25 protein-coding genes and 1 other RNA gene are annotated in these 26594 nt (G+C 45.2%); 17 read left to right on the plus strand and 9 right to left on the minus strand.

Going from position 1 to position 26594, the window contains the following annotated elements:
* Positions 1 to 81 precede the first annotated feature (81 nt).
* Positions 82 to 1281, plus strand: coding sequence for a M48 family metallopeptidase (locus F4V45_RS00295; RefSeq protein WP_150336546.1), 1200 nt, complete (start codon positions 82 to 84; stop codon positions 1279 to 1281).
* The gene (gene prmC / locus F4V45_RS00300) at positions 1281 to 2120 is read left to right on the plus strand and encodes a peptide chain release factor N(5)-glutamine methyltransferase (protein WP_150336547.1); all 840 of its coding nucleotides are present in this window, start codon (positions 1281 to 1283) and stop codon (positions 2118 to 2120) included. Before F4V45_RS00295 ends, prmC begins: the two co-directional genes overlap by 1 nt.
* Before the next feature lie 16 nt (positions 2121 to 2136).
* Here the strand turns inward: prmC and F4V45_RS00305 are convergent, their stop codons facing one another.
* The 7 genes from F4V45_RS00305 to F4V45_RS00340 all read right to left on the minus strand — a co-directional run bounded on the left by F4V45_RS00305 (position 2137) and on the right by F4V45_RS00340 (position 9959).
* On the minus strand, positions 2137 to 2586 hold the full coding sequence (locus F4V45_RS00305) for an META domain-containing protein (RefSeq protein ID WP_150336548.1): 450 nt from the start codon (positions 2584 to 2586) through the stop codon (positions 2137 to 2139).
* 11 nt (positions 2587 to 2597) lie between these two features.
* Positions 2598 to 3224, minus strand: a complete 627-nt coding sequence (locus F4V45_RS00310; protein WP_150336549.1) for a hypothetical protein — start codon at positions 3222 to 3224, stop codon at positions 2598 to 2600.
* A 12-nt stretch (positions 3225 to 3236) separates the two neighbouring features.
* Complete coding sequence (gene htpG / locus F4V45_RS00315; protein ID WP_150336550.1) at positions 3237 to 5105, minus strand: molecular chaperone HtpG; 1869 nt, start codon at positions 5103 to 5105, stop codon at positions 3237 to 3239.
* 152 nt (positions 5106 to 5257) lie between these two features.
* Positions 5258 to 6052 (minus strand): serine O-acetyltransferase, encoded by a 795-nt coding sequence (gene cysE, locus F4V45_RS00320; RefSeq protein WP_150336551.1) that lies wholly within the window; start codon positions 6050 to 6052, stop codon positions 5258 to 5260.
* Positions 6053 to 6075: 23 nt separating this feature from the next.
* Entirely contained in the window at positions 6076 to 7923 is a 1848-nt protein-coding gene (gene speA, locus F4V45_RS00325) for an arginine decarboxylase (RefSeq protein ID WP_150336552.1), read from the minus strand.
* 84 nt (positions 7924 to 8007) lie between these two features.
* A complete protein-coding gene (locus F4V45_RS09635) occupies positions 8008 to 9318 on the minus strand; it encodes a TIGR02757 family protein (RefSeq protein ID WP_246144958.1) in 1311 nt (436 codons plus the stop codon).
* The gene (locus F4V45_RS00340) at positions 9318 to 9959 is read right to left on the minus strand and encodes a LysE/ArgO family amino acid transporter (protein ID WP_246144966.1); all 642 of its coding nucleotides are present in this window, start codon (positions 9957 to 9959) and stop codon (positions 9318 to 9320) included. Before F4V45_RS00340 ends, F4V45_RS09635 begins: the two co-directional genes overlap by 1 nt.
* 124 nt (positions 9960 to 10083) lie before the next feature.
* On the opposite strand from F4V45_RS00340, the gene F4V45_RS00345 reads away from it, so the two are divergent.
* From F4V45_RS00345 to F4V45_RS00355, 3 genes are all read left to right on the plus strand, one after another.
* Positions 10084 to 11172: a phospholipase A gene (locus tag F4V45_RS00345; protein ID WP_150336554.1), complete on the plus strand. Its 1089-nt coding sequence runs from the start codon at positions 10084 to 10086 to the stop codon at positions 11170 to 11172.
* A gap of 19 nt (positions 11173 to 11191) precedes the next feature.
* A complete protein-coding gene (locus tag F4V45_RS00350; RefSeq protein ID WP_150336555.1) occupies positions 11192 to 12313 on the plus strand; it encodes a hypothetical protein in 1122 nt (373 codons plus the stop codon).
* A gap of 152 nt (positions 12314 to 12465) precedes the next feature.
* Positions 12466 to 13749, plus strand: coding sequence for a citrate synthase (locus F4V45_RS00355; protein WP_150336556.1), 1284 nt, complete (start codon positions 12466 to 12468; stop codon positions 13747 to 13749).
* 231 nt (positions 13750 to 13980) lie between these two features.
* Here F4V45_RS00355 and F4V45_RS00360 read toward each other — a convergent pair whose 3' ends face one another.
* Both F4V45_RS00360 and F4V45_RS00365 read right to left on the minus strand, forming a co-directional pair.
* Positions 13981 to 15051, minus strand: a complete 1071-nt coding sequence (locus F4V45_RS00360; RefSeq protein ID WP_150336557.1) for a Cj0069 family protein — start codon at positions 15049 to 15051, stop codon at positions 13981 to 13983.
* A gap of 85 nt (positions 15052 to 15136) precedes the next feature.
* Complete coding sequence (locus F4V45_RS00365) at positions 15137 to 16126, minus strand: hypothetical protein (protein ID WP_150336558.1); 990 nt, start codon at positions 16124 to 16126, stop codon at positions 15137 to 15139.
* 93 nt (positions 16127 to 16219) lie between these two features.
* On the opposite strand from F4V45_RS00365, the gene hemB reads away from it, so the two are divergent.
* From hemB to ssrA, 12 genes are all read left to right on the plus strand, one after another.
* On the plus strand, positions 16220 to 17257 hold the full coding sequence (gene hemB, locus F4V45_RS00370; RefSeq protein ID WP_150336559.1) for a porphobilinogen synthase: 1038 nt from the start codon (positions 16220 to 16222) through the stop codon (positions 17255 to 17257).
* Positions 17248 to 18012, plus strand: coding sequence for a pseudouridine synthase (locus F4V45_RS00375; protein ID WP_150336560.1), 765 nt, complete (start codon positions 17248 to 17250; stop codon positions 18010 to 18012). The genes hemB and F4V45_RS00375 overlap by 10 nt, the downstream gene beginning before the upstream one ends.
* 80 nt (positions 18013 to 18092) lie before the next feature.
* Entirely contained in the window at positions 18093 to 18296 is a 204-nt protein-coding gene (gene rpmE, locus F4V45_RS00380) for a 50S ribosomal protein L31 (RefSeq protein ID WP_023928957.1), read from the plus strand.
* Position 18297: 1 nt separating this feature from the next.
* Positions 18298 to 19176 (plus strand): 16S rRNA (cytidine(1402)-2'-O)-methyltransferase, encoded by an 879-nt coding sequence (rsmI, locus tag F4V45_RS00385; RefSeq protein ID WP_150336561.1) that lies wholly within the window; start codon positions 18298 to 18300, stop codon positions 19174 to 19176.
* Positions 19173 to 19862, plus strand: coding sequence for a 23S rRNA (guanosine(2251)-2'-O)-methyltransferase RlmB (rlmB, locus tag F4V45_RS00390; RefSeq protein WP_150336562.1), 690 nt, complete (start codon positions 19173 to 19175; stop codon positions 19860 to 19862). Before rsmI ends, rlmB begins: the two co-directional genes overlap by 4 nt.
* 3 nt (positions 19863 to 19865) lie before the next feature.
* The gene (locus tag F4V45_RS00395) at positions 19866 to 20816 is read left to right on the plus strand and encodes a RodZ family helix-turn-helix domain-containing protein (protein ID WP_150336563.1); all 951 of its coding nucleotides are present in this window, start codon (positions 19866 to 19868) and stop codon (positions 20814 to 20816) included.
* Complete coding sequence (locus F4V45_RS00400; protein ID WP_150336564.1) at positions 20813 to 21643, plus strand: hypothetical protein; 831 nt, start codon at positions 20813 to 20815, stop codon at positions 21641 to 21643. Before F4V45_RS00395 ends, F4V45_RS00400 begins: the two co-directional genes overlap by 4 nt.
* A gap of 24 nt (positions 21644 to 21667) precedes the next feature.
* Complete coding sequence (locus F4V45_RS00405; RefSeq protein ID WP_150336565.1) at positions 21668 to 22873, plus strand: LL-diaminopimelate aminotransferase; 1206 nt, start codon at positions 21668 to 21670, stop codon at positions 22871 to 22873.
* 57 nt (positions 22874 to 22930) lie between these two features.
* Complete coding sequence (locus F4V45_RS00410; protein WP_150336566.1) at positions 22931 to 23887, plus strand: chemotaxis protein; 957 nt, start codon at positions 22931 to 22933, stop codon at positions 23885 to 23887.
* Complete coding sequence (gene nspC / locus F4V45_RS00415; protein WP_150336567.1) at positions 23887 to 25104, plus strand: carboxynorspermidine decarboxylase; 1218 nt, start codon at positions 23887 to 23889, stop codon at positions 25102 to 25104. Before F4V45_RS00410 ends, nspC begins: the two co-directional genes overlap by 1 nt.
* 12 nt (positions 25105 to 25116) lie before the next feature.
* Positions 25117 to 26145, plus strand: coding sequence for an aspartate-semialdehyde dehydrogenase (locus F4V45_RS00420; protein ID WP_150336568.1), 1029 nt, complete (start codon positions 25117 to 25119; stop codon positions 26143 to 26145).
* Between the two features lie 38 nt (positions 26146 to 26183).
* Positions 26184 to 26544, plus strand: a transfer-messenger RNA (tmRNA) gene (gene ssrA, locus F4V45_RS00425).
* The last annotated feature ends 50 nt before the right edge of the window (positions 26545 to 26594 follow it).

The raw sequence follows: 26594 nt of genomic DNA on the forward strand, positions 1-26594 counted from the left end.
TTTTTAGATTTAAATTTTTGTTTTACAATGCCTACCATTAGCAATCTGCTACCAGCGTTTGTATGAAAGGGATATGAAAATATGCTGATGTTTTGTCTGTGTTATGTGTTTTTTTTAACCATTCCTAGTATTGTGATTGATATGCTGCAAATCTCTCATATCAAAACCTTTGCCAAAAAGCAAGCTGTAATACTCCAGCCCAAAGACTATGCAATCTCTGCGGACTACTCTTTGGCAAACTTGCGCTTATCGATCATTAGTCATATTTTTGAAGCACTTGTGTTTATTGCGTGGGTGAGCTTCGCACTTGCTAGGTGGCAGGACTTTTTGGCAGAAGAAGCAGCACTAGGCTTTATCATCTTTGTGCTAGGATTTGTGCTAATCAACGCATTTTTACAGCTTCCATTTAGTGCCTATAAGCAGCTACGACTAGATAAAGCCTATGGATTCTCTAATGTAACTTGGCAGATCTTTCTCATCGACACACTAAAGAGCTTCGCACTCATAGCGGTGTTTGGATTCTTAGTGCTATGGCTGCTGCTTGTCATTATGGATTATGCGTATTGGTGGCTGGCTGGATTTGGCGTAGTGTTTTTGCTTGTGGTGCTAATCAATGCCCTATACCCCACGCTAATCGCGCCTATTTTTAACACTTTCACTCCCCTTAATAACCAAAATCTCCAAGAAAAAATCCAAGATCTTATGAGCAAAGCTGGCTTTAGGGCAAATGGGATTTTTGTGATGGATGCAAGCAGGAGAGATGGCAGGCTTAATGCATATTTTGGCGGCTTAGGAAGTGCGAAGCGCGTGGTGCTCTTTGACACGCTTTTAGAGAAAGTAAGCTCTGAAGGCTTGCTTACAATCCTAGCACACGAGCTTGGGCATTTTAAACACAAGGATATTTTGGTAAATCTTTTGCTCTCTGGCATAGTGCTCTTCGCGCTATTTTTTGTCGCTGGGAATTTGCCCGCTACATTTTTTGCCGCATTGGGCTTGCAAAACAACCACGCCACATCGCTTACGATACTGCTCCTTATCGCGCCCATTGTGTCGTTTTGGGTGATGCCACTTATTGGCTATTTTAGTCGCAAGGCTGAATACCGCGCTGATGCTTATAGCGCGCAGCTCACAAGTGCGCACTGCTTGAGAGAAGCACTCGTGCGCCTTGTTAATGAGAACAAAACTTTCCCCCACTCCCACCCTGTTTATGTGTTTTTCCACTATACTCACCCGCCACTTTTAGATCGGCTAAGAGCTCTTGATAAACTCAAGCAAGCATAATGGGCTTAAGCATAGACTCTGCCCTAAAGCACGCTGCGACCACGCTAGCAGGCTGCCACTTCATCACTAGGGCGCGCTTAGAAGCGGAGATTCTGCTAAGCTTTGTGTTAGAAAAAGAGCGCGTATGGCTGCATACCCACGATAAGCAAAAAGTGGATTCTAGGGAGTTGGGGCGATTTTTCTCCCTTATTGAAGCAAGAGCGCAGGGCTGCCCGATAGAGTATCTAACACATAGGGCAAGCTTTTTAGACTTTGAGTTATTTGTGGATTCTAGTGTGCTAATCCCACGCCCAGAGAGTGAGATCCTTGTGCAAAAGGTATGCGAGATTCTAAGCCACGATCAACGCCCGCATTTAACGCTTATTGAAGTGGGAGTCGGCTCTGGTGCGCTGAGTATAGCCATAGCGCGCGCACTCCCGCATATCTCAATCATTGCCACAGATATTAGCCCTGAAGCCCTAAAAACTGCTGCACGCAATATTGAGTATTTTGGCTTGCAAGAGCGCATTACACTCAAGCACACTACGCTTTTTGACACAAGCGACAAGGCGGATATGGTTGTCTCTAATCCGCCCTATATCGCTAGCACTTACCCCATAGATAAGCCACTCACTTATGAGCCTAGTAGCGCGCTTTTTGGCGGGATTAGGGGGAGTGAAATACTTGAGAGCCTAATCGCTAAGTGTAGTGCGCAGAAAGTCCCATACCTTGCGTGCGAAATAGGCTATGATCAAAGGCTACACCTAGCAAAAGTGCTAGAATCTAGCGGCTATAATGCACAATTTTACAAAGACTTAGCCGGGCTTGACCGAGGGTTTGTCGCTAGGCTTCAAGCCTAAAGCCACGCGCCTACAGCTATGGCTCAAGGCTTAGTGAAGGCACAAGCCTAATGCGGAATCCATTATCACCCACAAGCTCTATTAGCTCATCACTACCCTGCACGATAAATCGCCCATAAAAATTCTTCGCAAAAATAGCTTCGATGTTGGATTCTATGCTGCTGGCACACATTTTTCTACTCAAGCCTCCAGCCCCTACCACAAGCACCTTGCCCCCACCTTGCGCCTGATAGGAGGCAAAGAAGCTATTGCAGCCTACAATGCCATTTACCTGCGATCCAGCAAAGCTCAAAAACGCGTTTTCTACTTCATAAGGCACAATGATCTCATACTCGCCAAGCTGCATAGATTCCACTTCAAATCGCCCCACCTTAGCGAGTGTATATGCACTCACACCAAGCAAGCTCTCACTAGCATTTAGCACGCTACACATAAGCCCAAATAGCAGCACCCAAAGCACTCTCATATCTCTCTCCTTTAATACAGCACTAAGCTCTTGCTATCATAGCTATAAATCCCAAATACCACGACATAGAGCAGCAAGGCAAAGATTAGGTTCTCACGCACTAAGCGCGGAGTCTTTATGCACTTAATGCGATAAAAAGCTACATCAAACACCGCTAGAGCAAGAAACACCCACACAATCCCCCTACTATAAAATGCAAAAAGCAAAGCATAGTTATGGTGAGCGATCATATCTAATGCCCCCAGTATATTGGAGTAGAATCCGGGCATAAGCGAGCCATACTCCACGCTAAAATACGCACAAAGCAAATAGAGTAAATACAGCAGCGCATAATGCTGGAAAATCTTTAGCCTATCGCTAAGTATAAGCGCGAAAAACAGCACCAAAATGCCTATAAAATTCTCTATATAGAGTGCAGTAAGCCCAATAAATGGCAGAAAAATCAAGTAAAAATACTGCGACCACCTAGATTCTAGTGCGTGATCAGCAGGCAAAGTGTCATAATGGTGAATTACCTCTAGGGCACTTGGTAGCATTGCGCAAAATGCAAGCAAATAGCCAAGAAATAGCACAAACATCTTGGCATTGTAGCTACTAGAAAACGCACTAGATAGAATCTGCTTGCAAAAATTAGCCATTGCTATCTAAGATTACTTCAAACTCTCATCAATAAGCGCGTGTAGGCGGTGGCTAAAGTCCTTAGCATTATCAAGCACACCAGATTCTAGCAGCCTAGCACTATCATAGAGCAAGTGTGCGATTTCCTTAGCCTTAGTAGAATCCACTTTTGCAAGCTTGTCAAAAATGCTGTGATTGACATTGATTTGCACGCTTTTTTTGCCCTTTGGCAGCTCCTGCCCCATCTGGCGCATAAGATTTGCCATCATCGCATTATGTTCCTCGCCGATAAGTGCGATAGGTGAGCTTAGAGTAGCACTTAGCTCCACGCCTTTAATCTCATCGCCCAAGGCATCTTTGAACGCCTGCACAATAGGCTCAAACTTCTTACTTGTCGCCTCATCGATATTTTCTTCACCAAGCTCTTGTAACGCCTCTTTGCTTGCAGCATCTTTTAGCGGAGTTTTATCATACTCACCCACACTTGGCATTACAAAGCTATCGACCTCATCGCTTAGTAGCAGCACTTCAAAGCCAAGCTTTGCATATTTCTCTAATAATGGCGATGCTTTTAGCAGCTCTTTGTTCTCGCCGATGATGTAGTAAATGCTTTTTTGCTCTTTTGGCATTGCTTGCTTATAAGCCTTGAGACTCACACTCTCTGCCTTACTAGAATCAAAGCGCAAAAGCTCTAAAATTTTCTCCTTGTTTTCATAATCACTATATAGCCCCTCTTTTAGCACTCTGCCAAACTGCTCATAGAAGCTCTTGTATTTCTCGCTATCTTTGGAGAGCTTTTCAATCTCGCTTAAAATCTTCTTCGTAGAAGCGGATTTAATATTAGCTAGAATCTTATTTTGCTGCAAAATCTCACGACTTACATTAAGTGGCAAATCTTCGCTATCAATCACCCCACGCACAAAGCGCAAATACTGGGGCAAAAGCTCTTTGTCATCATCGGTGATAAACACGCGCTTAACATAGAGCTTCACACCAGAGCGATAATCCACGCGGTAGAGATCAAATGGCGCGACAGAGGGGATAAAAAAGAGTGTGGTGTATTCCAAATTGCCCTCAACTTTTGTATGCACATAGCTCAAAGGCTCGCTATTATCGTGGGCAAAGCCTTTGTAAAACTCTTTATAATCCTGCTCTTTTAGCTCGTTTTTGGGGATTTTCCACAATGCTTTGGCAGTGTTTAGCTGCTCGCATTTCTGCAGCACTTCATCTTTTTTGCCCTCTTTTTTCTCTTCTTCTGTGGCGTATTTTGTCTCCTCATAATGCAGAAAAATAGGGAAGCCAATGTGATCGGAGTATTTTTTGATAATGGATTCTATCTCCCAGCGGCTTGCGAAGTGCTTCTCATCATCTTTCAAGTAGAGTGCGATTTGCGTGCCGTGCGATTCTTTCTTACATTCAGTGATCTCATACTCCCCGCTTGCATCACTCACCCAGCTAAAGGCTTGCTCTTGTGCGGCTTTTTTGGTCGTTACTACAACCTTTTGCGCCACCATAAAAGCCGAGTAGAATCCCACGCCAAACTGCCCAATAAGCGCGGAGTCTTTTTTCTTATCTCCACTTAGGGCATTAAGGAAGCTTTTTGTGCCGGATTTTGCGATTGTGCCTAGATTTTCAATAAGCTCTTGCTCACTCATACCAATACCAGAATCCGCTATTGTTAGCACGCCCTTTTTTTCATCAAATGAAATATCAATGCGCGGCTCAAAAGCTATGCTTTTAAACTCATCATCACTAATAGTGAGATAATTTAGCTTATCGAGCGCGTCAGAAGCGTTGCTAACAAGCTCACGCAAGAAAATCTCCTTATTAGAGTAGAGTGAGTGGATCATTAGATCTAGGAGTTGTTTGATTTCTGTTTGGAAGGTCATTTTCTTTCCCATTGTGTATCCTTTGTAAAAATTTTGGCAATTATAGCAGCAAATTGATAAATATAGTGAAACTTTATAGCGATACTATCAAGTTTAGTTAGTCTAATACACATAAATTTTGTAACAATATATACTCAACAATAACTGCTTGTAGAATCTATACCCTACTCCACATCGCTTCGCAAGGCTTGGATATACTCTCCATACCGCTCATCAAGGCGTGTTTTTAGCTCTTGTATAGACTCTTGCGCTTTTACCGATCCATTGTCTTGGCAATCCATATCCGCCACACGCGCTTGCTTCTCCATAATCTCTATGCGCTCTAAAAGATACAAAAACGCCTGCCTATTTATATCAGGTAGCGGGGTGCTTGTCCCACTGCTTTGGGCAAGGCAGACAGACTCTCTAGCTTGATTAGATTCTAGCTTAGTAGATTCTAGCTTGGGTGTGAGAATGCGCGCTGGTATGCCCACTGCTGTGCATTCTCTTGGCACATCTTTGATGACGACAGAATTCGCGCCGATTTTGGCATTTGCACCGATGGTAATATCACCTAAGATTTTTGCCCCAGCTCCTACAACTACGCCAGATTCTAGCGTGGGGTGGCGTTTCTCCCGCGCTAGGCTTACCCCCCCTAGGCTCACACCTTGATAGATCGTTACATCATCGCCGATGATTGCAGTCTCGCCAATGACTACACCTATGCCGTGGTCGATAAACACACGCCGCCCAATTTGCGCCGCTGGGTGGATGTCGATATTTGTCATAAACTGCGCAAAGCCCATAATAATCCGCGCTAGCACCTTAAAATCTCGCTTATATAAGCTATGTGCTAGCCGATAATGCACCAACGCCACCACACCCGGATAGTTGAAAAACAGCTCGATTTTAGATTTTAGCGCGGGGTCTTTGCGCGCTGGTGTGGAGAAATCCTCCCGCAAAAGTGCAAAAAGACTCATTGAGTGCATAGCTACTCCTTGGGCTATTGCAGATCTTTAGTAATCGTGCGCAAATAGCCATTTTCGCTAAGCATTACATACAGCATACCTAACACTTCCTTTTTGTCCTCATCGCTAATGCTAGAATCATCAATGCGCTGCTTCAAAATCCGCTCAATTTCTTTGGTGTCATAGTCCAAATCATCGAGCACATCAAGGATATTTTGCGCTTCAAGCAGGTTTTCTATCTCATAGCCTTTGTTTAAATCATCATCAAACACCACGCTAAACTCTGTGGGGTGGGTGAAGAGATTATGCCGCATACCTAGCACCTCTTGATACGCCCCCACTAAGAAAAATCCTAGGAAATACTCTTCACTCATCACATCGACATCGTGCAGATATAAGGGCTTTTTGGCATCAAAGGCGATCTCGCCATCGCTATCACAAGTAATATCCCACAGACTCGCACTTCTAGTGGGGCGGCGGTTAAGCCTATCTAGGGGCATTACAGGGAAGTTTTGCCCAAGCCCCCAATAATCTGGCAGGCTTTGGAAAAAGCTGCAATTAAGCAAATACCGCTCTTGGACTTGCTCTTGGATTCTAATAATGTCATTGTGGTTTTTGTGCTTTAGGAGTTTTATGACTTTTTTGATGATTAAATGCACAAGGATTTCAGTGTTTGAGCGATCGGTTAAATCAATATAGCCTAGATCAAAGAGCGTTAAGAGCGACTCCATATGATCGAGACTATCGTGCAAATATTCAATGGCATTTTTTTCACTTAGGCTTTGGTAGAGATCGAGCATTTCGGCGATTAGCGGTGGGTTGCTCTCTTTCAAGCGCAGGGCTTTTTCATCATACTCTTGGCTAAAGAGCTCTAGCACAGGCGCGACCAAAACAGCGTGGTTTGCCGAGACAAAGCGACCGGATTCTATGAAAATATCTGGCTCTTTTTCTTGCTTGTTTCGCACGATTTCTTTAAGCGAGAATACGACATCGCCGCTAAACTCGCTTAGTGTGTAGTTGCGATTATTTTCGCCTTCGTGTTGGGTGTATTCTACTGCTAGTCCGCCACCGATATTGACACAAGTTAGGTTTTTTGCCCCCATTTTGCGCAGCTCTGCATAGATATTGCCCACTTCTCGCAGAGCTTTTTTAAGTGGAGAAATATCGCTGATTTGACTACCTATGTGGAAGTGAATCATTGTAAATTGCGCTAGGAGCTTGGAGTCTTCAAGGCGGCGGATCGCTTCTAAAAGCTCCGTAGAAGTAAGCCCAAATTTTGCATTGATCCCGCCAGACTTGCCCCACACACCCGTGCCTGTGCTATGCAGCCTAATGCGCAAGCCGATGTTAGGATAAGGCGCGCCAAGCTCCTTTGCTACTTCAATGATAGATTCTAGCTCATTGAGCCCTTCGATGGTTAGGGTAATGTCATGCCCCATCTTTGCCGCGATAAAGCCTAGAGAAATCATCTCCCTATCTTTAAAGCCATTAACCGTTATGGGAGCGTTTTTATTCGTATAAGCCATAGCGACAATAAGCTCGGATTTGCTGCCTGCCTCTAGCCCATAGCACAGCCCTTGCACGCACTCCATAAGCGGCAGCACGAAGTTTGGCATTTGATTGACCTTAAGGGGGAAAACAGCCTTAAAAGAGCCTGTATAGTGGTATTCATCAATGGCAGTTTCAAACGCGCTAAAAAGCTGACGCACTTGCTTGTGGATTAAGTGTGGAAAGCGCACAAGCAAGGGTCCTTTATAGCCCCTCTCTCTAATGTCTTGCACAATCTCAAGCAAGGAAGGCTTATGCTGATAATTAACTTTCACTAGCCCATCTTCGATGATAAAATCATCATTTGACCAATACTTGATCCCATAATCCACCATAGCACACTCCTTCTAGGGCTTTAAGCAAAGGTAGCATTATACAATGTTTTGCGCTTTATGCGTGCTGCAAGCCACTCCATCAAGCTAGCTCTCTAATTGCTTTAGCCAAGCACCACTTTGCCCTATGCGATAGAGCGCGAAATCATAGCGGATAGGGTCGTGCGCGCAAAATCGTTTAAGAGCTGCACTCACTTCTAGCACAGCTTTTCTATCATAGCTTTTGCGCTGCAAGAGTGTGAGTGCGCGGCTTATGCGCAAGGTGTGGGTATCAAGCGGAAGGAGCAAATCACTAGGCGATAAAAGATCCTGCCATAGCCCTAGATCAATGTGGTCTTTACGCGTAAGCCAGCGCAGAAACATATTCCACCGCTTTAGCGGTGAGCTAGGCGAGAAGCCTACAAGGAAGCTAAAGCCTTGGGAAAACTGCTTGCTAGCCAAAAATCTAGCGCAATAATCGTGGCTAAAAAATGGCGCGTATAAAGGGCTAGCTAGAATCCTACTTGCGTGAGAGCAAATAGCTTGGCTTATGGCACTAATGACAGCAAGCGGGGGTGCTTTGCGTGAAAAGCTAGATTCTAGTCCGCCTTGAGCGATAATGCACGCTAGGCTTGCGAAGAGTAGTTTTACATCGTCGCTAGTCTGGAAGCGGTAGTAGGGGAAGGTGGTGTGCAAAATATTTTCTAATCTTGGCAATTCAGTCTTGGGTAGGCAATGCTTAGAATCGTTGTGGCTTACGCTAGAACCTACGCTTGCGCTAAAATCTACTTCCGCCTGCGGCGTGGCTAAAACTCCTGCTTTTACCCTAGAATCCACTTTTTTATCGTCATTGCGAGCCTTGTCGCTAGGCAAGGCGAGGCAATCCATTTCTTCAATACTAGATTCTAGCTTTCGTGCATTTGTGTGGAAAGCTTGGGCGATTGTATCGCCTCGCAATGACGGGGAAAGGCTAGAATCTAAGTTTTTGGATTCTAGCTCTGTCTGCTCGCGGCAGGATTTTTGAGCTAAAAATGGGGCTTTGCAAGGGCAGACTTGGGATTTACCTTGAGTGGTAATGAGCGCAGACTCACCGCAGCAAAACAAGGGATACCGCTCGGCGTTAGCCGATGTTTCTTTAGAATCGCCATTTTTAGCCAAAAAGCCAACGCGCCCTTGACTACCCAAGACCGAATCCCCACCAAGCAAGCTAAAATCTAGCTTCCGCAAAAACCCCACAATAGCCCCCACATTCCCATAAGCAAAAAGTGCGCAAACAAGCGCGATAGCAGAGAGATTTTCTCTTGTAGAGTTTTCATAGACAACAAGCAATGGGTCTAGATTGCGCTCGCTAATCGCCCCTATGCGATTATGCGCATAATAGGCAGAATCTAGCAACTCCTGCAAGTTAGCGTGATTCATCACATCTCCATATATGTCGCATACAGCATAGTCCCTAGCCCATAGCATAAAGCGCACATTATGCAGCCTGTGAAGCACTCTAGTGCCGCCCACGCCCTAGGGCTTTGAAAAAAGCTAGAAAACACCCTAGCCCCATACCCCACGCCAAAATACCACACAAACGACACCCCAATAAGCCCTAGGAAAAACACCCCCTTCGCGCTAGAATCTAAGCTCGCACTCACCCCGCCGATGATGATAAAAGTATCAATGTAGAAGTTTGGATTTAGTAGCGTTAGGGCTAGGGTCATTGTGATAGCTTTAGCACGCGTGGTAGCGATATTTTTAGATTCTATATCTTGGTGAAGCTTATGCGCACGCAGGAGTGTATAAGCCATCATAAACGAGCTAGCAGCATAGTAGAGCAAAAACCCTACCCCACACACCCCAAGCAGGAAAAACCACACACTCCCCTGACTAATCGCCCCACCGATACCAAAGACGCTAAAGCCCATCACCACAATATCGCACACCAGACACACGCAAATCACGCTAAGGATATGTTTGCGCGCTAGGGCTTGGCGCAGCACGAAGGCATTTTGCGCACCGATGACGACAATTAGGCTAATCCCAAGCAGCACGCCTTGCAAAAAGACATTCATCAATATCCATATCCTTAGAAAGTAGTGTATGCGCAAGATTTGCAATGGCAAAAGTGGATTCTAGCCTAATTATGCAAAACATACTATAATCCAAGCTTTGTAGATTCTAGCTAAAGGGCAGAAAGTGCGTAAGGTGCTGCTAATTATATGGGCGTGGCAAGTGTGTATGCTACTTATGCAAGCAGATTCTAGCCCCACTAGCAATAGCCACGCCCAAAAAAGCTCTTCTAAAGAAACTTTCTCTAAAGAGACCCCCGCTAAAGATAATCTCCCTAAAGATAATTTGCCCACTGATACAAGCCCCACATACCAGCTCAAGCAAGATGGGCTCCCAGAATCCTTGCAAAACAACCTCTTGCTCCAAGCCCCAGCGGAGAAAAATGCCCCCATAAATCCAAAGACCAAGTATATCCAGCTAGCAAACAATCTCCCCATTTACATTCTCCCAGCTTACTACAGCTTCACACCGCCCTACTCTAGAAACGACATTCCTGTGGAGATGAAGTTCCAAGTGAGCTTTCGCGTGGTGTTTTTGGAGCAGCTTGTGTGCAAATATTGCAACTTTGACTTTGCTTACACACAAACACATTGGTTTCAAATCTACAATACAAAAGACTCCAAACCTATGCGTGATATAAACTTTAGCCCAAGCTTTATGTTTAACTACTACAAGCAGCTGCCTTTCCTAGGGGGCTATATCACGACAATGCGACTAGGCTATATTCATCTAAGCAATGGCGAGCGCAGGGATAATCTTATCGTAGGGGAAGCAGATATTCGCAACGAGGGCTTAAGCAAAGACGATCCGGGCTGGCTTCGGCGATCAAAGTCTATCGATCGCTTTATTGCTCAAATTGATTGGCAGAGGGGGCGGTTTGGGCTATCGCTTCGGGCGTGGGTGCCTATGGGCAAGCATCTCATCAGCGATAAAGGCGATAATGACAATCTCACCTCCTACATCGGCTTTGGAGATATAGCCTTCTCGTATGAATACAAGCGGCATTTATTTGAGCTCTATGTCAATAATATTTTTAATAACTACTTTAGCAAGGACTATTGGGACTGGAAGGGGCGATTTGAGCTTGGCTATACTTATCGCTTAAGCAAGCGTGTGGGCGTGTATTTTCAGGTGATCCACGGCTTTGGCGATAGCTTGTATGAGTTTAACTACTCTCTCACGCGCGCAGGATCAGGGCTAAGGCTAAATTTTTAAGCTAGATTCTAGGTGGCAAATGGCAAGTAAAAGTAGCAAGCGTGGCGTTAGCGTTGAGATATTTTGCGAGAGTGGCAAGGAGATGGGCTTAGGGCATTTGTATCGCTGCATAAAGCTTGCTAGAATCTGCGCAAAAATACAGGCAATCACCACAATCACGCTCCACAATCGCGGCGACTTTGCCCCAGATCTTAGCAAGATTCTACCCAATGACTTGCAAGATGATCTGCAAGCTAGAATCCACTATAACGCGCACGAGTGGTTCTCTAGCAGCACGCACAAAAGTAGCAAGAGCGACAATGCTCCTGTGCTTGCCATAGTTGATAGCTATCTTGCTAGTGGGGCATTGTATGCACAGATACAGCAGTGTAGCGATGCACTAATCTGCCTAGATGACACCCTGCGCGATATATACCCAGCACAAAGCTATATCCTAAACCCCACCCCAGAATCTTGCGCATATTTTGCTACAAAGCCTTACCGCCTTTGGTGCGGGGAGCAGTATGCCATTGTGCCGCAAGTGCGCTGGGAAAAGTCTCTGCATATACGCCAAGATTCTAGCTCGCAAGCAGATTTGCAAGCAAAACATATCTTTGTAAGTTTTGGCGGAGTAGATTCTAGGAATCTCACGCAAGCATTGCTGCAAGAGCTACACACCTACCTAGAATCTAGCCCTTATGCCCTATATTTTCACATCGTGCTAGGTGGGGGCTATACACACAAGCTCTGTGCGCCACTTTTGCAAGCGCACCATAAATACCACAGACACATCTCTATCTACCGCGATCTTAGCCCAGATGAGTTTCTCTCCCTAGCACAAGCGTGTGATTATGCCATTAGCGCAGGTGGTGGGAGTATGCTAGAGCTACTTGGGCTAAAAATCCCAAGCATTATCCTAGAATCTGCTTCCAACCAGCGCAGCCAAATCGCGCATTTTGAGAAAAAAGGCGCAATCATACAGGCAAAAGACGCACAAAATGCCCTAAGCACTCTCACAAGTCTCCTAGCAAACACAAGCCAAACACAAGCCATCAAAATCGCGCTTGAGAGCCTCCAGCTAGGCAGCGCACTAGAAGCAGCTCTGCAAGATCTAGCGCAAGCGTTACTAATTTCTACACTAAAGCCCCTTGCGCCTATGTGATCTCACGCATAGCACGCACAAATCCGCCCAACACGCCCCACGCAATCCACCGCCCTACTCCGCACGCCCCCACCAAGCTCCCCAAAGTAAAAAAATCATTTACCTAGCGCAAAAAATAATGTAGAATATTTATACATCCGAAAGGACACACAATGGGAACAATCACTCTTACCAACAATGAGACCAATCAAAGCTGGGATTTTGACCTCATAGAATGCACAAGGGGTCCAAAAGCGGTGAATTTTTCTAAGCTTTTTGAGAGCACAGGGATTTTCGCCTATGATCCGGGCTATGGCAGCACCGCAGGCTGTGAATCTACCATTAGCTATATCGATGGCGCAGCAGGCGAGCTACTCTACAAGGGAATGCCTATCCAAGATTTAGTTGCGCGATACAAATTTACCGATATTTGTAAGCTGCTTATTAGCGATGAGCTGCCCAAAAATGAGCAAGAATCACTAGAATTTGACTTAGAGCTGCGCCATAGAAGCTTTTTGCACGAGCGATTGAAGGGGATTTTTAGTATTTTCCCAGACTCTGCGCACCCTATGGCGACACTCTCCGCGCTTGTCTCTGTGCTAGCGACACTCTACTATGACCACAAAGAAATGGACGATGAAGACGACTACCAAACAATGGCACGCAGAATCATCGCCAAAATCCCCACAATGATAGCCTTTTGCTATCGCAACTCCGTAGGTGCGCCATTTATCGAGCCAGATATTAGTAAAAGCTATGTAGAAAACTTCTTATATATGCTTCGCGCCTATCCACACAGCAGACTTAAGCACACACTAAAAGGCGAGCAAGAAATCACCCCACTTGAAGTAGAAGCACTGGATAAAATCCTAAGCCTCCACGCAGACCACGGGCAAAATGCCTCCACCACAACCGTGCGCAATGTCGCTTCCACAGGCGTGCATCCTTACGCAGCTATCGCTTCTGGGATCAACGCGCTATGGGGTCCAGCGCACGGCGGAGCAAATGAAGCAGTCTTGCGCCAGCTTAATGAGATTGGCGATGTGAAAAATGTCGCACAATTTGTAGAGAGGGCAAAGGATAAAAACGATCCTTTTAGGATTATGGGATTTGGACACAGGGTGTATAAAAGCTATGACCCACGCGCCAAGGCGATTAAATCGCTCAAAGATGAGCTTGATAAAAAGGGTATAAAAATGGATCACCGCCTAAGCGATATTGCAGAAAAGCTTGAAGAAGTCGCCTTGCAAGATGACTACTTCAAAGCGCGCAATCTCTATCCTAATGTGGATTTTTACAGCGGTATTATCCTAAGCGCGCTCAAAATCCCCACACAGCTTTTCACGCCAATTTTCGTGCTAGGAAGGATGCCGGGCTGGTGCGCGCAGCTTATCGAGCATTCTAAAAACACAAGTGCTAGAATCACTCGCCCAAGGCAAGTATATCTAGGCAAATAGTCTCAAATAGCCCCAAGTATCCTTATGCTGGCTAGTGGCTTTGCCGCCACTAGCTATTAAAATCTTCTAACTGCTACATACAAGCTTATACAAATCCACACGATTAAAAAACCCAACAAAAGCCACCAAATAAAAAGATAGAAAAGATAGAAAAGATAGAAAAGATAGAATCTAAAGTATTCTTAAAGAAGACAAGCCGCTAGGACTAGTCCTAGCAAGCAGAGCAAGAATTTAAGCTTTTTTCTCGCTAACGATTTCTACGATATTATCGCCAACCATTACGGCAATTTTCTCCATAAACTCCGCTGGACTTGTGAAGCCCACACAAGAGCAGTTGATCTCGCCTAGCACATATTTATCCTTGCCATCTGCATCAGTATCTAGGATAAAGTCTGCTGTCCAAATCAATGGCAGATCATAGTTGCCAAGCTTGGTGCGGATCTCTGGTAATTGCACCAAAAACCAATCAATGAGCGTCTGCCAGTCTTTTGGCTCATCATAGCGGTATTTCGCACCACTAAAGAGTGTCGCAGAAAAAGCATCGCCCCCTTCAGCTGGCTTTTTATGCACGACATATACAGGCGTCTTATAGAGCATTAGGATTCTAATCTCGCCCTCTTTAATGCGCGGCAAGAACGACATATCTACGAGCATTCCATTATCGCCGATGATGTATTGCTCGCAAAAATCCATAAACTCCCCAAGCTTGCGTGTTTCAGTGTGATTATCTTTAGCCTCTGTGCAGATGATTGTCGTATCTAGCGGGAGAGATTCTACCCTGCCATAATCGCTAGTGGATTCTAGGCGCACACGCCAGATCCCCTCCCCTGTGGAGCCGCGATTTTGCTTCAGCACGCGCTCGCCCTTTGCTAGGCTTTTTGGGAAAGTGCTTTTAAAAGTCGCAATATCATAGTAGGCATAAGTATCATCAGGCACAAGATCTGTGCTAGCTAGCTTTGTAAGCGCGTCCTTTGCCCCATAGCCAATCATCGCATCTGGGTGAGACATACCCACAAGCCCATCATCACAGAGCTTGCGTAGCACATCAAAGTAGAGCTTCTCCTCTTTCAAATTCCCCGGATTAACGCGCGATACATAGCCATCTGCGCTTGCTTTGACACGCTCATAAATCGCATTGCGCTCGCTCTCATTGCGCAAAATATCATCGGTGAAAAACACCACTTCAGCGTTCCAGCCCTTTGCCTTTAGGGCATTGACCATTGGCATAGTGTCTTTTCTATATCCATCAGGACCCTTGTCGCTCCCGCCTTTTGCCTCAAAAAACACAATGTTCTTTTTCATTGACAACTCCTTGGTTAAAAATGGATTCTAGGATACCACAAATACGCCAAAAGTAAAATATCCCACCAGAATCTAAACCTAGAATCTAAAACACAATTTGTAGATTCTGCATATCTTTGTATTCTTTGCTTACATCGCTAAAGCGTTGGTGAAAATGCTTATAATGCCTAGCTAGCTCTGTGGCTAGCTCTTGGAATCTTGGGCGCGGAAGCTCGCTTGCTGCATCAAGGCACACATTTGTGAAGTGTTGGTCGTCTGGGTCGTGCAACGCAGCCCTAAAACGCTCGAAATAGCGGTCTGCCAAGGCTTTTTGCTCGGCTTCTTCTCGCTCCTTCTCCTCTAACTCCTGCAGAGTTTCTTGCAGCTCTTTAATGGACATACTTAGCAATGTGCCCTTACTATATGCAGCCGTTAGAGCTAGGATATTTTGGATAATGGAGAGTTTTTCTGGGCTATGATCATAAAAGCTCTTATAGTTGGATTCTAGCTCATCTGGCATATACTCCTGTATCATTGATAGCTTGATATGGGCAATGTCGCCAATCTCATCGATATAGGCTTGGTCTTTGGACTTTTGATAAATATCCCTTAGCATAGGCAAATCATCTTTATGCGCTAGATAATACTCCATAAGCGTATCGCACTCTTCTTCAGGGAGTGAGCGTAGATTGTCCTTTAACTCAAGTAGCCAGATCTCTTGGAGCTCGCGGATTTTTATGCGCACCATCTTTTCCACCTTAGCAAGCTTGACCCCGGGCAGAGCAGAGAGCAGGACATTGGCTAGCTCGCGCACAGAGTAGAGATCAATGTAATTATCTATCTCTTCATAAATTTTAGAAATATCTTGCCCAATTAGTGCTATGGTCTCTGGCATAATCATCGTGCTCTTCTTGCGTAGATTCTCGTGCTCTTCGCTTGTCTCTAGCACATCTTGGGCTTGCAGGATAAAGTCCCTTGCAGTATCGTGGTAGAGCTTTGATATGCGCTCATCACTCATTGCCGCAAGCTCTTCTTGGGCATAGCCTTTGTTTTTAAGATATTGCAGCATTAGTGCCACATCAAACTGCGCATACATTCTAGCTTCCACCTTTACGATACTTTTATGAAAAATGCTATATTATCACATTCGCCTACAAAGTAGCATTGCAAGCTTATTTCAAGGATCACTATGCCACAAAAACCTACTCTTCAAACACCACAAGTAGAATCTACAAAGATTCTAGATTCTACCACCTATATCCGCCCGCGCCGCTTGCGCTATAAGCCTGCTATGCGCGCACTTGTGCGGCAACATCACCTGCACAAAAGCGACTTTCTTTTGCCCCTTTTTGTCTGCGAGGGAGAGGGGATTAAGCGCGAGATTAGCTCTATGCCGGGTGTGTATCAAATGAGTATCGATGTGCTTGTGCAAGAGTGCGAGCAAGTAGCCAAGCTTGGGATTTTGGGTGTAGTGCTCTTTGGTATCCCTAATGAAAAAGACCCGCAAGGTAGCCACGCATTGCAGCCAAGCAGCATTGTCTGCCGCGCCATTGCTGCTATCAAAAACGCCTGCCCAGAGCTGCTTGTGGTAGTGGATTTATGCTTTTGTGAATACACAAGCCACGGGCATTGCGGCATACTTGATGAAAGGCTAAATAGCGTGGATAATGACGCGACCTTGCAGATTCTAGCTAGACAAGCAGTGCTCCTAGCCCAAGCGGGCGCAGATATGATCGCACCTAGTGCTTCTATGGATATGATGGTGCGCACCTTGCGCATAGCACTAGATTCTAGTGGATTTGCGCATATCCCGATTATGAGCTACTCGACTAAGTTTGCTAGCGCGTATTATGGACCATTTCGCGATGTGGCAGAATCTGCCCCAAGCTTTGGCGATCGCAAAAGCTATCAGCAAGATATAGCCAATGGTAGAGAAGCGCTGCTTGAGAGCCTGCTAGATGCGCAAGAAGGCGCAGATATTTTGATGGTCAAGCCAGCACTTGCGTTTTTAGACATCGTGCGAGATATTGCTCAAGCGACTTTAACCCCCCTTGCTGTCTATAATGTCAGCGGAGAATATGCGATACTAAAGCTTGCGCAAAAGGCTGGGGTCATTGACTATGAGCGTGTGCTATATGAAAACCTACTAAGCTTCAAGCGCGCAGGGGCGGATATTATCATAAGCTACCACGCTAAAGAAGCGATCACTCTAGGCTTATGCGACTAAATGCCTTTATCGCGCATAATAGCGCACGATCACGCAGAGAAGCAGACACTCTAATCGCCCAAGGGCGCGTGCGTATAAATCGCCAAGTAGCGCAGATTGGAGCGGTGCTAGGCGAAGATGATAGAGTCTTCATCGATGGCAAGCAGCTAAAGCCCAAAAAGGCAGATGACTACACTTTCATCATCTACCATAAGCCCAAAGGCGAGCTAGTAAGCAAGAGCGATGATCGCCAAAGGCGCACGATTTATGATAGCCTAGAATCTAAATTTCGCGCATTTATCCCTGTGGGGCGGTTGGACTTTACAAGTGAAGGGCTGCTTATCTTAGGGGATTCTAAGAGCATTGTTAGCGCGCTTATGCACAGCAATGTAGAGCGAGAATATATCATCAAAATCGATAAGCCCATAACCCAAGCAATGCTAGAAGCTATGGAAAATGGCTTGCACGCTAGCAATGCCAAACGCGGCGGACATAAACATAGCGAGATTGTGGAAATGGAGTTCGCACCCTTTGTATCGTGGCAGATTATCAAAAACACGCAGCGATTCTCAAAGCTTAAGGTAGTAATCCAAGAAGGGCGCAACAGAGAGCTTCGGCGATTTTTTGGCTACTTTAAAGCAGATGTGCTAGATTTACGCCGTGTGCGCTATGGCTTTACTAGTCTTAATGCCCTGCCTGTGGGGAAATGGCGGTATTTTAGTAAAGAAGAGTATAAAAACTTGCGCAAATTTTTGCAAGAAGCGCGCAATGGCTAGTGGCAAGTGCGCGGGCTTTATGGTTTTTTTAAACTTTTGGTGCTAGAATCTCGCCCTAATTTCCACAAAGGATCTACACGATGAAAAAAGGCATACACCCAGAATATATCCCTTGTAAAGTAACTTGCGTAACAAGCGGCAAAGAAATCGAAGTCCTTAGCACAAAGAAGGAGCTTCGCATTGATATTTCAAGCTTTTGCCACCCATTTTACACAGGAAGCGACAAAATCGCCGATGCGACAGGAAGAGTTGAGAAATTCCGCCAAAAATATAATCTAAAATAAAGTGCTACTACTTGTCCCCACTCCCATAGGTAATCTTGGCGACATCACTATAAGAAGCCTGCTAGCACTTGCTAGCGCGGAAGTCGTGCTATGTGAAGATACAAGAGTAGCTAAAAGGCTTTATCATTTACTCAATGAGCGTTTTGCCCCGGTGCTTCCACTCCTAAGCGATCGCGCAGAGCTTGCACTAGATTCTACAAAAAGACGATTTATCCCCCTGCATTCTCATAATCAATCACAATTTATCGCCAGCCTTGATCCGGGGTTTTTTTGTGATGAAGTGGTATATATAAGCGATGCTGGAATGCCTAGTATCTGCGATCCGGGGGCAGAGCTTGTGCGATACTGCTTAGAGCATAGTATCTCCTATGATGTGCTGCCCGGGGCTTGCGCGCTTGTAGCGGGGTTTGCACATAGTGGGATTAGCTCACAGGAGTTTGTATTTGGCGGATTTCTCGCACATAAGAAGCAGGATAAAAAGCAGCAAATTTTGCGCCTACTAGAATCTAGCGCGCCAATCATCTTCTATGAGAGCCCACATAGAGTGCTAGAATCTGTGCGGGATATTGCAGAGCTTGTGCCTAGTGCGTTTATGGTCGCCATTAAGGAGATAAGCAAGCTCCACCAATCACGCATACAAGGCACACCACAAGAAGTGCTACAAGCCTTAGAGCACGCCAATATACAAGGCGAGTGGATTCTAGTCCTGCACGCTAAAGCTCTACCTAAAATCTCCCTTTATGAAAGCGATGTCTTTTCCCTGCCACTAGCCCCAAAACATAAAGCCAAGCTACTATCGCGCCTAAATGGCATAGACACTAAAACGCTCTATGAGCAAATCATACGCGATCAAGGCAGATGTGATGAAGGTGGGCTATGATTATCTACGGCAAGCAAATTGTGCTTTACGCGCTAGAACATCATAGCCATAGAATCTGTGAGCTGTATCTCGCCAAAGATATAGAGCCAAAGCTCTTTACTAAGATAAAATCCTGCCACAAGCCCATATTGCGCCTAGATAGCAAAAAAGCCCAAGCCCTAGCTCGTGGCGGCAATCATCAAGGCATATTAGCGCGTATCACTCCACTAGAATCTACACCGCTTACTTCTATCAAGCACTACCGCAAAATTCTTGTGCTATGTGGGATTAGCGATATGGGCAATATTGGCGGGATTTTCCGCAGTGCCTATGCTTTAGGAGCTCAAGCGATCATCATCACACAAATCAAATCCCCCAAAATCGAGCAAATCCTGCGCGCTTCTTCTGGCGCGGCGTTTGCCCTGCCATTTTGCGTGGTGGCAAATACGCTTGATTGTATCAATGAGCTAAAAATGGCTGGATTCTCTCTGTATGGAGCGGATATGTGCGGAGAGAATGTCGCTCACTTTACCCCTGCGCAAAAGTGGGCATTGTTCCTAGGCGATGAATCGCAAGGATTGTATGATAAAATTGCCAAAAAACTCGATAAAATGCTATCCATACAAATGCATAATGGCTTTGACTCACTTAATGTAAGCGTGGCTGCTGGCATTATGATGGCATATTTAGATTCTAATAAAGGCTAGAATATGGAAGAAAACTTAGAGAAACTTCGCAAAATAGGCGTAAAAGAAATCGCCAAGCAGACTAAAATCTCTACCTCAAGAATCCAAGGCATTCTTGACAAGCAGTTTGAGCATACTCAAAGAGTCCATTTGGTGGGGTTTTTGCAAATACTAGAGCGAGAGTATAAGCTTGATTTATCCGCGGTATTAAAAGCATACGATGAGTATCACAACGCCCACACTACCACTGAAGAGCCTGCGGAAAAGAGTGTGCAAGTGCAAGACCTAAGCCTAGATACGCAAAAACAACGCTACGATGCCATCGATGAGCGCAAGAAGCAAGCAAGCTCTAAGCAGAAATTCTATCTCACGCTTGTAAGCGTGGCTATTGTTATATTTGCCTATCTTATCTACCAAAATATCGCAAGCAAATACAAAAGCCAGCCAAGCACCGCCACAGAGACAAGCACGCAAGAAAATGTGCCAGAATCCACGCAAGCTAGCGATGAACCAAGCCCAGAATCTACAGACACTCCTGTATCCCAAGAGCCATCTCAAGAAGAAGAGCACACAGAAGATCAAAGCACCCAAGATGACATATCCACACAAGAAGTCTCACCAGCCACCGCCCAGCCAGCCACACAAGAGCTAGAATCTACGCACGCACAATCCGCTCAAACCCAAAGCAACGCAATGGTGCTAAACACTGATATAGACTTGTGGTTTGATATTGTCGATCTTGATACAAACCGCCGCAAATACCAAGGAGTAACAAGCGACACCTATACTATCAAAACAGACAACCACCGCTGGCTACTTGCTTTTGGGCATAGCAACTTCACACTTACGATGAATGGCGAGCCATTTGCTTTCACTAAGAGCAACTACCCGCTTTATTTCATCTATGAGCCAGACAATGGATTCCGCAAGATTGATCCCCAAACCTACAAACGCCTAGCCGAACAGGTGCGATGATGAGTGCTATGCGCAAGCTCATAGCTACTCTTTTGTGTCTTATTAGCTATGCCGCCACAATATCTGCCGATACGCTTGATGACAAAATCCAAGAGCTTATTGGCACAGCGACCTACTCGCAAAACAAAAACTTCATTGATACAATATTTGCTAATAAGGCGAGATTCTACCTAGAAAATGGCGGGCTAAATATCGGTGCTATCGTTTATGAGCTCAAAAATAATGGCTTGTTAATGCTAAAATTTCCAAAGCCTATGGAGCTGCTCGTTTCCTTTGAGTCAAAGACCTCTCCCATTGCTCTAAGCTACACGCTAAATGGTCTGCTTTCTTCTATGGGATATTCGTATTTTATGGTTTCGCAAGCTAGTAGAGTGCAAGGTGTTTCAAGTGTGGCGTTTTCTTTGGTTACAGAACACGCACTTGATCCAATCATTTTATATAGAGAGTTGCAAAAGCGTGGATTCTCCTTGCAAAACATCTCACGCAAGGAAATAAACCAATGGAGCTATACAATCCAAGCCCAAAGCGTGCAGATCTTCAACGCCAAGCCACTAAGCCCAAACACGCCGCTAACTTTGCGAGAAGTAAGCGGGCAGTATTGGCTTAGTATAGCCCAGACAGGATCATTGCAAATCACCGCCAATCCAAAATGGACCCCTAGAATCATCTGCTATGATAAAAACCTAGAAATCACGCAGGTGATCATTGATAAAAATCAACGATCCTCACTCTCAATGCGACCAGATTCTTCAACTGCGTTTATAATGATAACTGATGCACAAAATCCGGATGCAATCAAACAAATTGAAGTGAGACTAGGGACATAATCAATCGCACTATAAGGAGAAGCTATGTTCGATGAAATAACTTTCGACAAGATTAAGCGACTACCGAAGTATGTATTTGCCGCGATCAATGAAATCAAGCTCTCTATGCGCCAAAATGGTGAAGATGTGATCGACTTTTCTATGGGCAATCCAGATGGCGCAACCCCAGAGCATATTGTCAATAAGCTTTGTGAGGCTGCCAAGAAGCCCAAAAATCACGGCTACTCTGTAAGTAAGGGGATATTTAAGCTGCGCTTAGCGATTTGTGATTGGTATAAGCGCAAATATGGCGTAGATCTTGACCCAAACACACAAGCGTGCGTAACTATGGGAAGCAAAGAAGGCTATGTGCATCTTGTGCAGGCAATTACCAATCCGAGTGATACTGCCGTGGTCCCAGACCCAGCCTACCCTATCCATTACTATGCCTTTGTGCTAAGTGGCGCAAATGTCGCTAAATTCCCCCTAGAGTGGAATGAAAAAAGTGAGCTATGCTGTGAAGCGTTTTTTGATAGTCTTGCACGCGTTTTGAAAGAGTCGTTCCCAAAGCCGAAGTTTGTTGTTGTCAATTTTCCGCATAATCCTACCGCTGTGATTGTGTATAAAGATTTTTATGAGCGATTAGTCGCTATGGCAAAGCAGGAGCGATTTTACATTATCAGCGATATTGCCTATGCGGATTTAAGCTTTGATGGCTATAAGACTCCATCTATCTTTGAAGTTGATGGGGCCATTGATGTAGCGGTGGAGACCTATACCCTAAGCAAGAGTTACAATATGGCTGGCTGGCGCGTAGGCTTTGTCGTGGGGAATAATAAAATGATCGATGCTTTGCAAAAAATAAAGAGCTGGCTTGATTATGGGATTTATACCCCTATGCAAGTAGCTGCAACAATCGCGCTAAACTCCTCACAAAAATGCGTCCAAGATATTACAAACATTTACAAAAAGCGTATGGATATTCTTGTGCAGACATTTTGTGAAGCTGGCTGGGAGATACAGCCAAGTCGCGCAAGTATGTTTGTGTGGGCGCGTTTGCCTAAGCAATGCGAGCATTTGGGAAGTATGGAGTTTTCTAAAAGGCTTTTGCAAGAAGCGAAAATCGCTGTAAGTCCTGGGGTGGGCTTTGGTGAAAATGGTGAAGGATATGTGCGCATAGCCCTTATAGAAAATGAAAAAAGAATCCGTCAGGCAGCCAAGAATCTCAAGGTATTCTTGAAACAATTTTAATGCAATAATCAAGGGCTTTTATGCTATGATAGCCCAAAATTTTCACAAGGGACTCGTATGTCGAATCTATCTCAAGTCGATCAGGTTACCAATCTCCACAAAAACAACGAACTTCAACTTCTGTGTTTTCGCCTTGAAAAGGGTAGGGATCTCTATGCGGTCAATGTTTTTAAAATCCGCGAAGTTGTGAAGTATCGAGGGGTGATAACAATTGTAAGCCACGAGCCAAGCTCCCTTGTAGAAGGGCTTATCACAATCCGTGAGCTTACTATCCCACTCATTGATATGCGTAAGTGGTTTTTCTACGATAGCACGAACAAGACAAAAGATCTCCGTCCTTATAAGATCCAGCAAGATGGTAGCGATGACATTGTGATGATTTGTGAATTTTCTCGCTGGACAATTGGGGTGCGAGTATATGAAGCAGATAGAATCCTAAGCAAGAAATGGACAGAGATTGAGCAAAGCACCGGGGCAGTTGGGGGCAACCCAACTAGCAAGCTAGTGAGTCGCACTCGCTATTTTGATGGGCGTTTGGTGCAAGTTGTCGATATAGAAAAAATGCTTGTTGATGTGTTCCCTTGGATTGAGAAAGAAAAAGAAGAAGACTTGCAGAAGGTCTCTCGTATCCACACAAATAAGGAAGTACTACTTGCTGATGATAGCCCAAGCGTGCTAAAGACAATGCGCATTATCCTTGATCGTATCGGTGTAACCCACCACGATTTCTTAAATGGCAAAAGGCTTTTAGATCATCTTTTTGCCCCCACAACAAATGTCAATAACATAGGACTTATTATCACAGACCTAGAAATGCCAGAGGCAAGTGGCTTTGAAGTCATCAAGCAAGTCAAGGCAAACTCCCAGACAGCGCATATCCCAATTGTCGTAAATTCATCAATGAGCGGTAGCAGCAATGAAGAGATGGCAATGTCTCTTAAAGCAAATGACTTCATCTCCAAGTCCAACCCCCTTGATGTAGAGCGTGTCATCAAAAACTTTATGATTAAATAATGCAACATTTCAATTATTTTTCTATCCCTTCACCCTGCTATGTCCTAGAATCTAGCAAGCTAGATTCTAATCTCGCTATACTCGAAAAAGTCCAAAAAGAAAGCGGTGCAAAGATTCTACTTGCGCTCAAGGGTTATGCCTTTTGGCGGAGATTCCACAATGTCCGCCAAACCTTAAGCGGCTGTGCTGCAAGTGGGATCTATGAAGCAAGGCTTGGATTTGAAGAGATAGGTGGTAGAGAGAGTCAAAAAGAAGTGTGTGTTTTCTCCCCCGCATTCAAGCCCAAAGAAATAGCCGCCCTACTACCCATAGCCACGCACATTATCTTTAACTCTTTTGCACAATACCTAGCATTTAAGCCAACAATCCAAGAGAAAAACAAGCAGCTCCAATCGCTGGGGCTTACGCCCATTTCAATGGGACTTCGAGTCAATCCACTTTATAGTGAGGTAACCCCACTTATCTATAATCCCTGCGCCCCCCAAAGCAGACTAGGCATCACACCAGAAGCATTTGCAAAAGGGGTAGAATCTTATGGGCTCGCTGGCATTGATGGTTTGCATTTTCACACACATTGCGAGCAAGACTCCCACGCACTAGAGCGCACACTCACACATATACAAAAGCATTTTGGCGCATATATCCCACAAATGCTCTGGATCAACTTCGGTGGCGGGCATCACATTACGCGAGCTGACTACGATACCACTCATCTCATTGCGCTCTTAAAAGACTTTCGCCAAAAGCACGATCAAATCGAGGTCTTTTTAGAGCCTGGAGAGGCTGTTGGGTGGCAGTGCGGATTCTTGCTTGCAGAAGTAGTAGATATTGTGGAAAATGATGGCTCCATTGCGATTTTAGATGTCAGTGCGTCTGCGCATATGCCTGATTGCCTAGAGATGCCATATCGCCCGCAGTGCGCCAAAGTTAGCAAAGATAGCAGTGAGCTTGAGCAAGATTTAGGCGAAACGCAAGGCGCGTATCGTTATCGCTTCGGTGGTCCTACTTGCCTCTCTGGCGATGTGATCGGGGGTTTTAGCTTCAACACGCCCTTATGTGTTGGTGATAGAATCCTGTTTTTTGATATGCTGCACTACACCATTGTAAAAAACACAACTTTTAACGGCGTGCCACTCCCTAGCCTTGGTGTCATAGAAAATGGAGCTTTCACGCTGCTAAAGTCCTTTACCTATACTGACTACAAAGAACGCAACTAATGGAGGCAAGCAATGAGACTTTATAATATCGCTATTATCGGTGCAACCGGTGCAGTGGGTGAAGAAATCATCAACATACTCGAAGAAGAGCGATTCCCCGTGGCATCAATCCTGCCACTCGCTAGTGCCAATAGCCTAGGCAAAGCCGTGGAAATTTCTGGCAAGGAAGTCCCTGTGCTAGCCACTAGTGATGAAGTCTTTGCGCAGCATAAAATCGATATAGCGTTTTTCTCTGCTGGCGGAAGCGTGAGCGAGCGGTTTGCTGGTGTGGCGGCAGATTCTGGTGCGCTTGTGATTGACAATACAAGCTTCTTCCGTATGTGTGATGATGTGCCTTTAGTCGTCCCAGAAGTTAATCCTAGCGATATTGCACACGCTCCGCGCAATATCATCGCCAACCCCAATTGCTCCACAATCCAAATGGTGCAAGTGCTAGCACCATTGCATAAAGCATTTGGCATAGAGAGAGTAGATGTGAGCACTTATCAAGCAGCAAGCGGGGCGGGCAAGCGCGGTATGGAAGAGCTGATTGTGCAAATGCAAAAGTTTTTCTCCTTTGAGCTAGAATCTTGTGTGCCAGAAGTCTTCGCTCATCGCCTAGCTCTTAATGCAATCCCCCATATTGATGTGTTTTTAGACAACGACTACACAAAAGAAGAGATGAAAATGATTAAAGAAACGCATAAGATTATGCACGCGGACTTTCCTATTAGTGCGACTTGTGTGCGCGTGCCTGTTTTGCGTAGTCATAGCGAGTCTATCACTATAAGATTTGCGCAAAAAGTCGATGTCAAGCAAGCAAGGGAGATTTTAGAGTCTGCGCCAAATATCGTTGTGCTAGATGATCCTAGTGCGCACTCCTACCCTATGCCCTCCATTGCCACAGATACCAACCACACTTATGTCGGCAGAATCCGCAAAGACAACTTCGATGACACTATCTTGCATTTATGGTGCGTAGCTGATCAAATCCGCGTAGGTGCTGCTACCAATGCCGTGCGTATCGCGCAAAAGTGGATTGAGCTAACGCAAAAATCTTAAGTCAAGTATTAGAATCTACTTGCTACAATCGCGTCTATGGGGTCGATTTGGCTTCGACAAGATTCGTATCCCTTGAGTGCATGTCGGCTCGGTAAGCCGTAAAACTGCCATACAAATAAACGCAAACAATGCAAACTTCGCTCCAGCTTACGCAAAAGCAGCATAAGCCTAACTAATTTCGGAGCCGATTACTTAGTGAGACTAGCGCGCTTGTGTGATCGTTACTTATGCTAGTTGCCCCTAGATTCTGCTCGATCTCTAGGGAAAGATGAGAGCTTTTTGCGCAAGTAAAGTTTAAGGTCTTTTTGCGCGAGAATCTAAAACCTTAGCCCTTAAGCATGTCGAGTCTCTTGCGGTCGCGGATTTTGGACTGGGGTTCAACTCCCCACGACTCCACCATTTTCTCCACAAATATCCATACCCACTTTTAGAATCTAGCTGATACTTGT

The organism is Helicobacter canis, from assembly GCF_008693005.1.
GTDB classification, from domain to species: Bacteria; Campylobacterota; Campylobacteria; order Campylobacterales; family Helicobacteraceae; genus Helicobacter_B; species Helicobacter_B canis.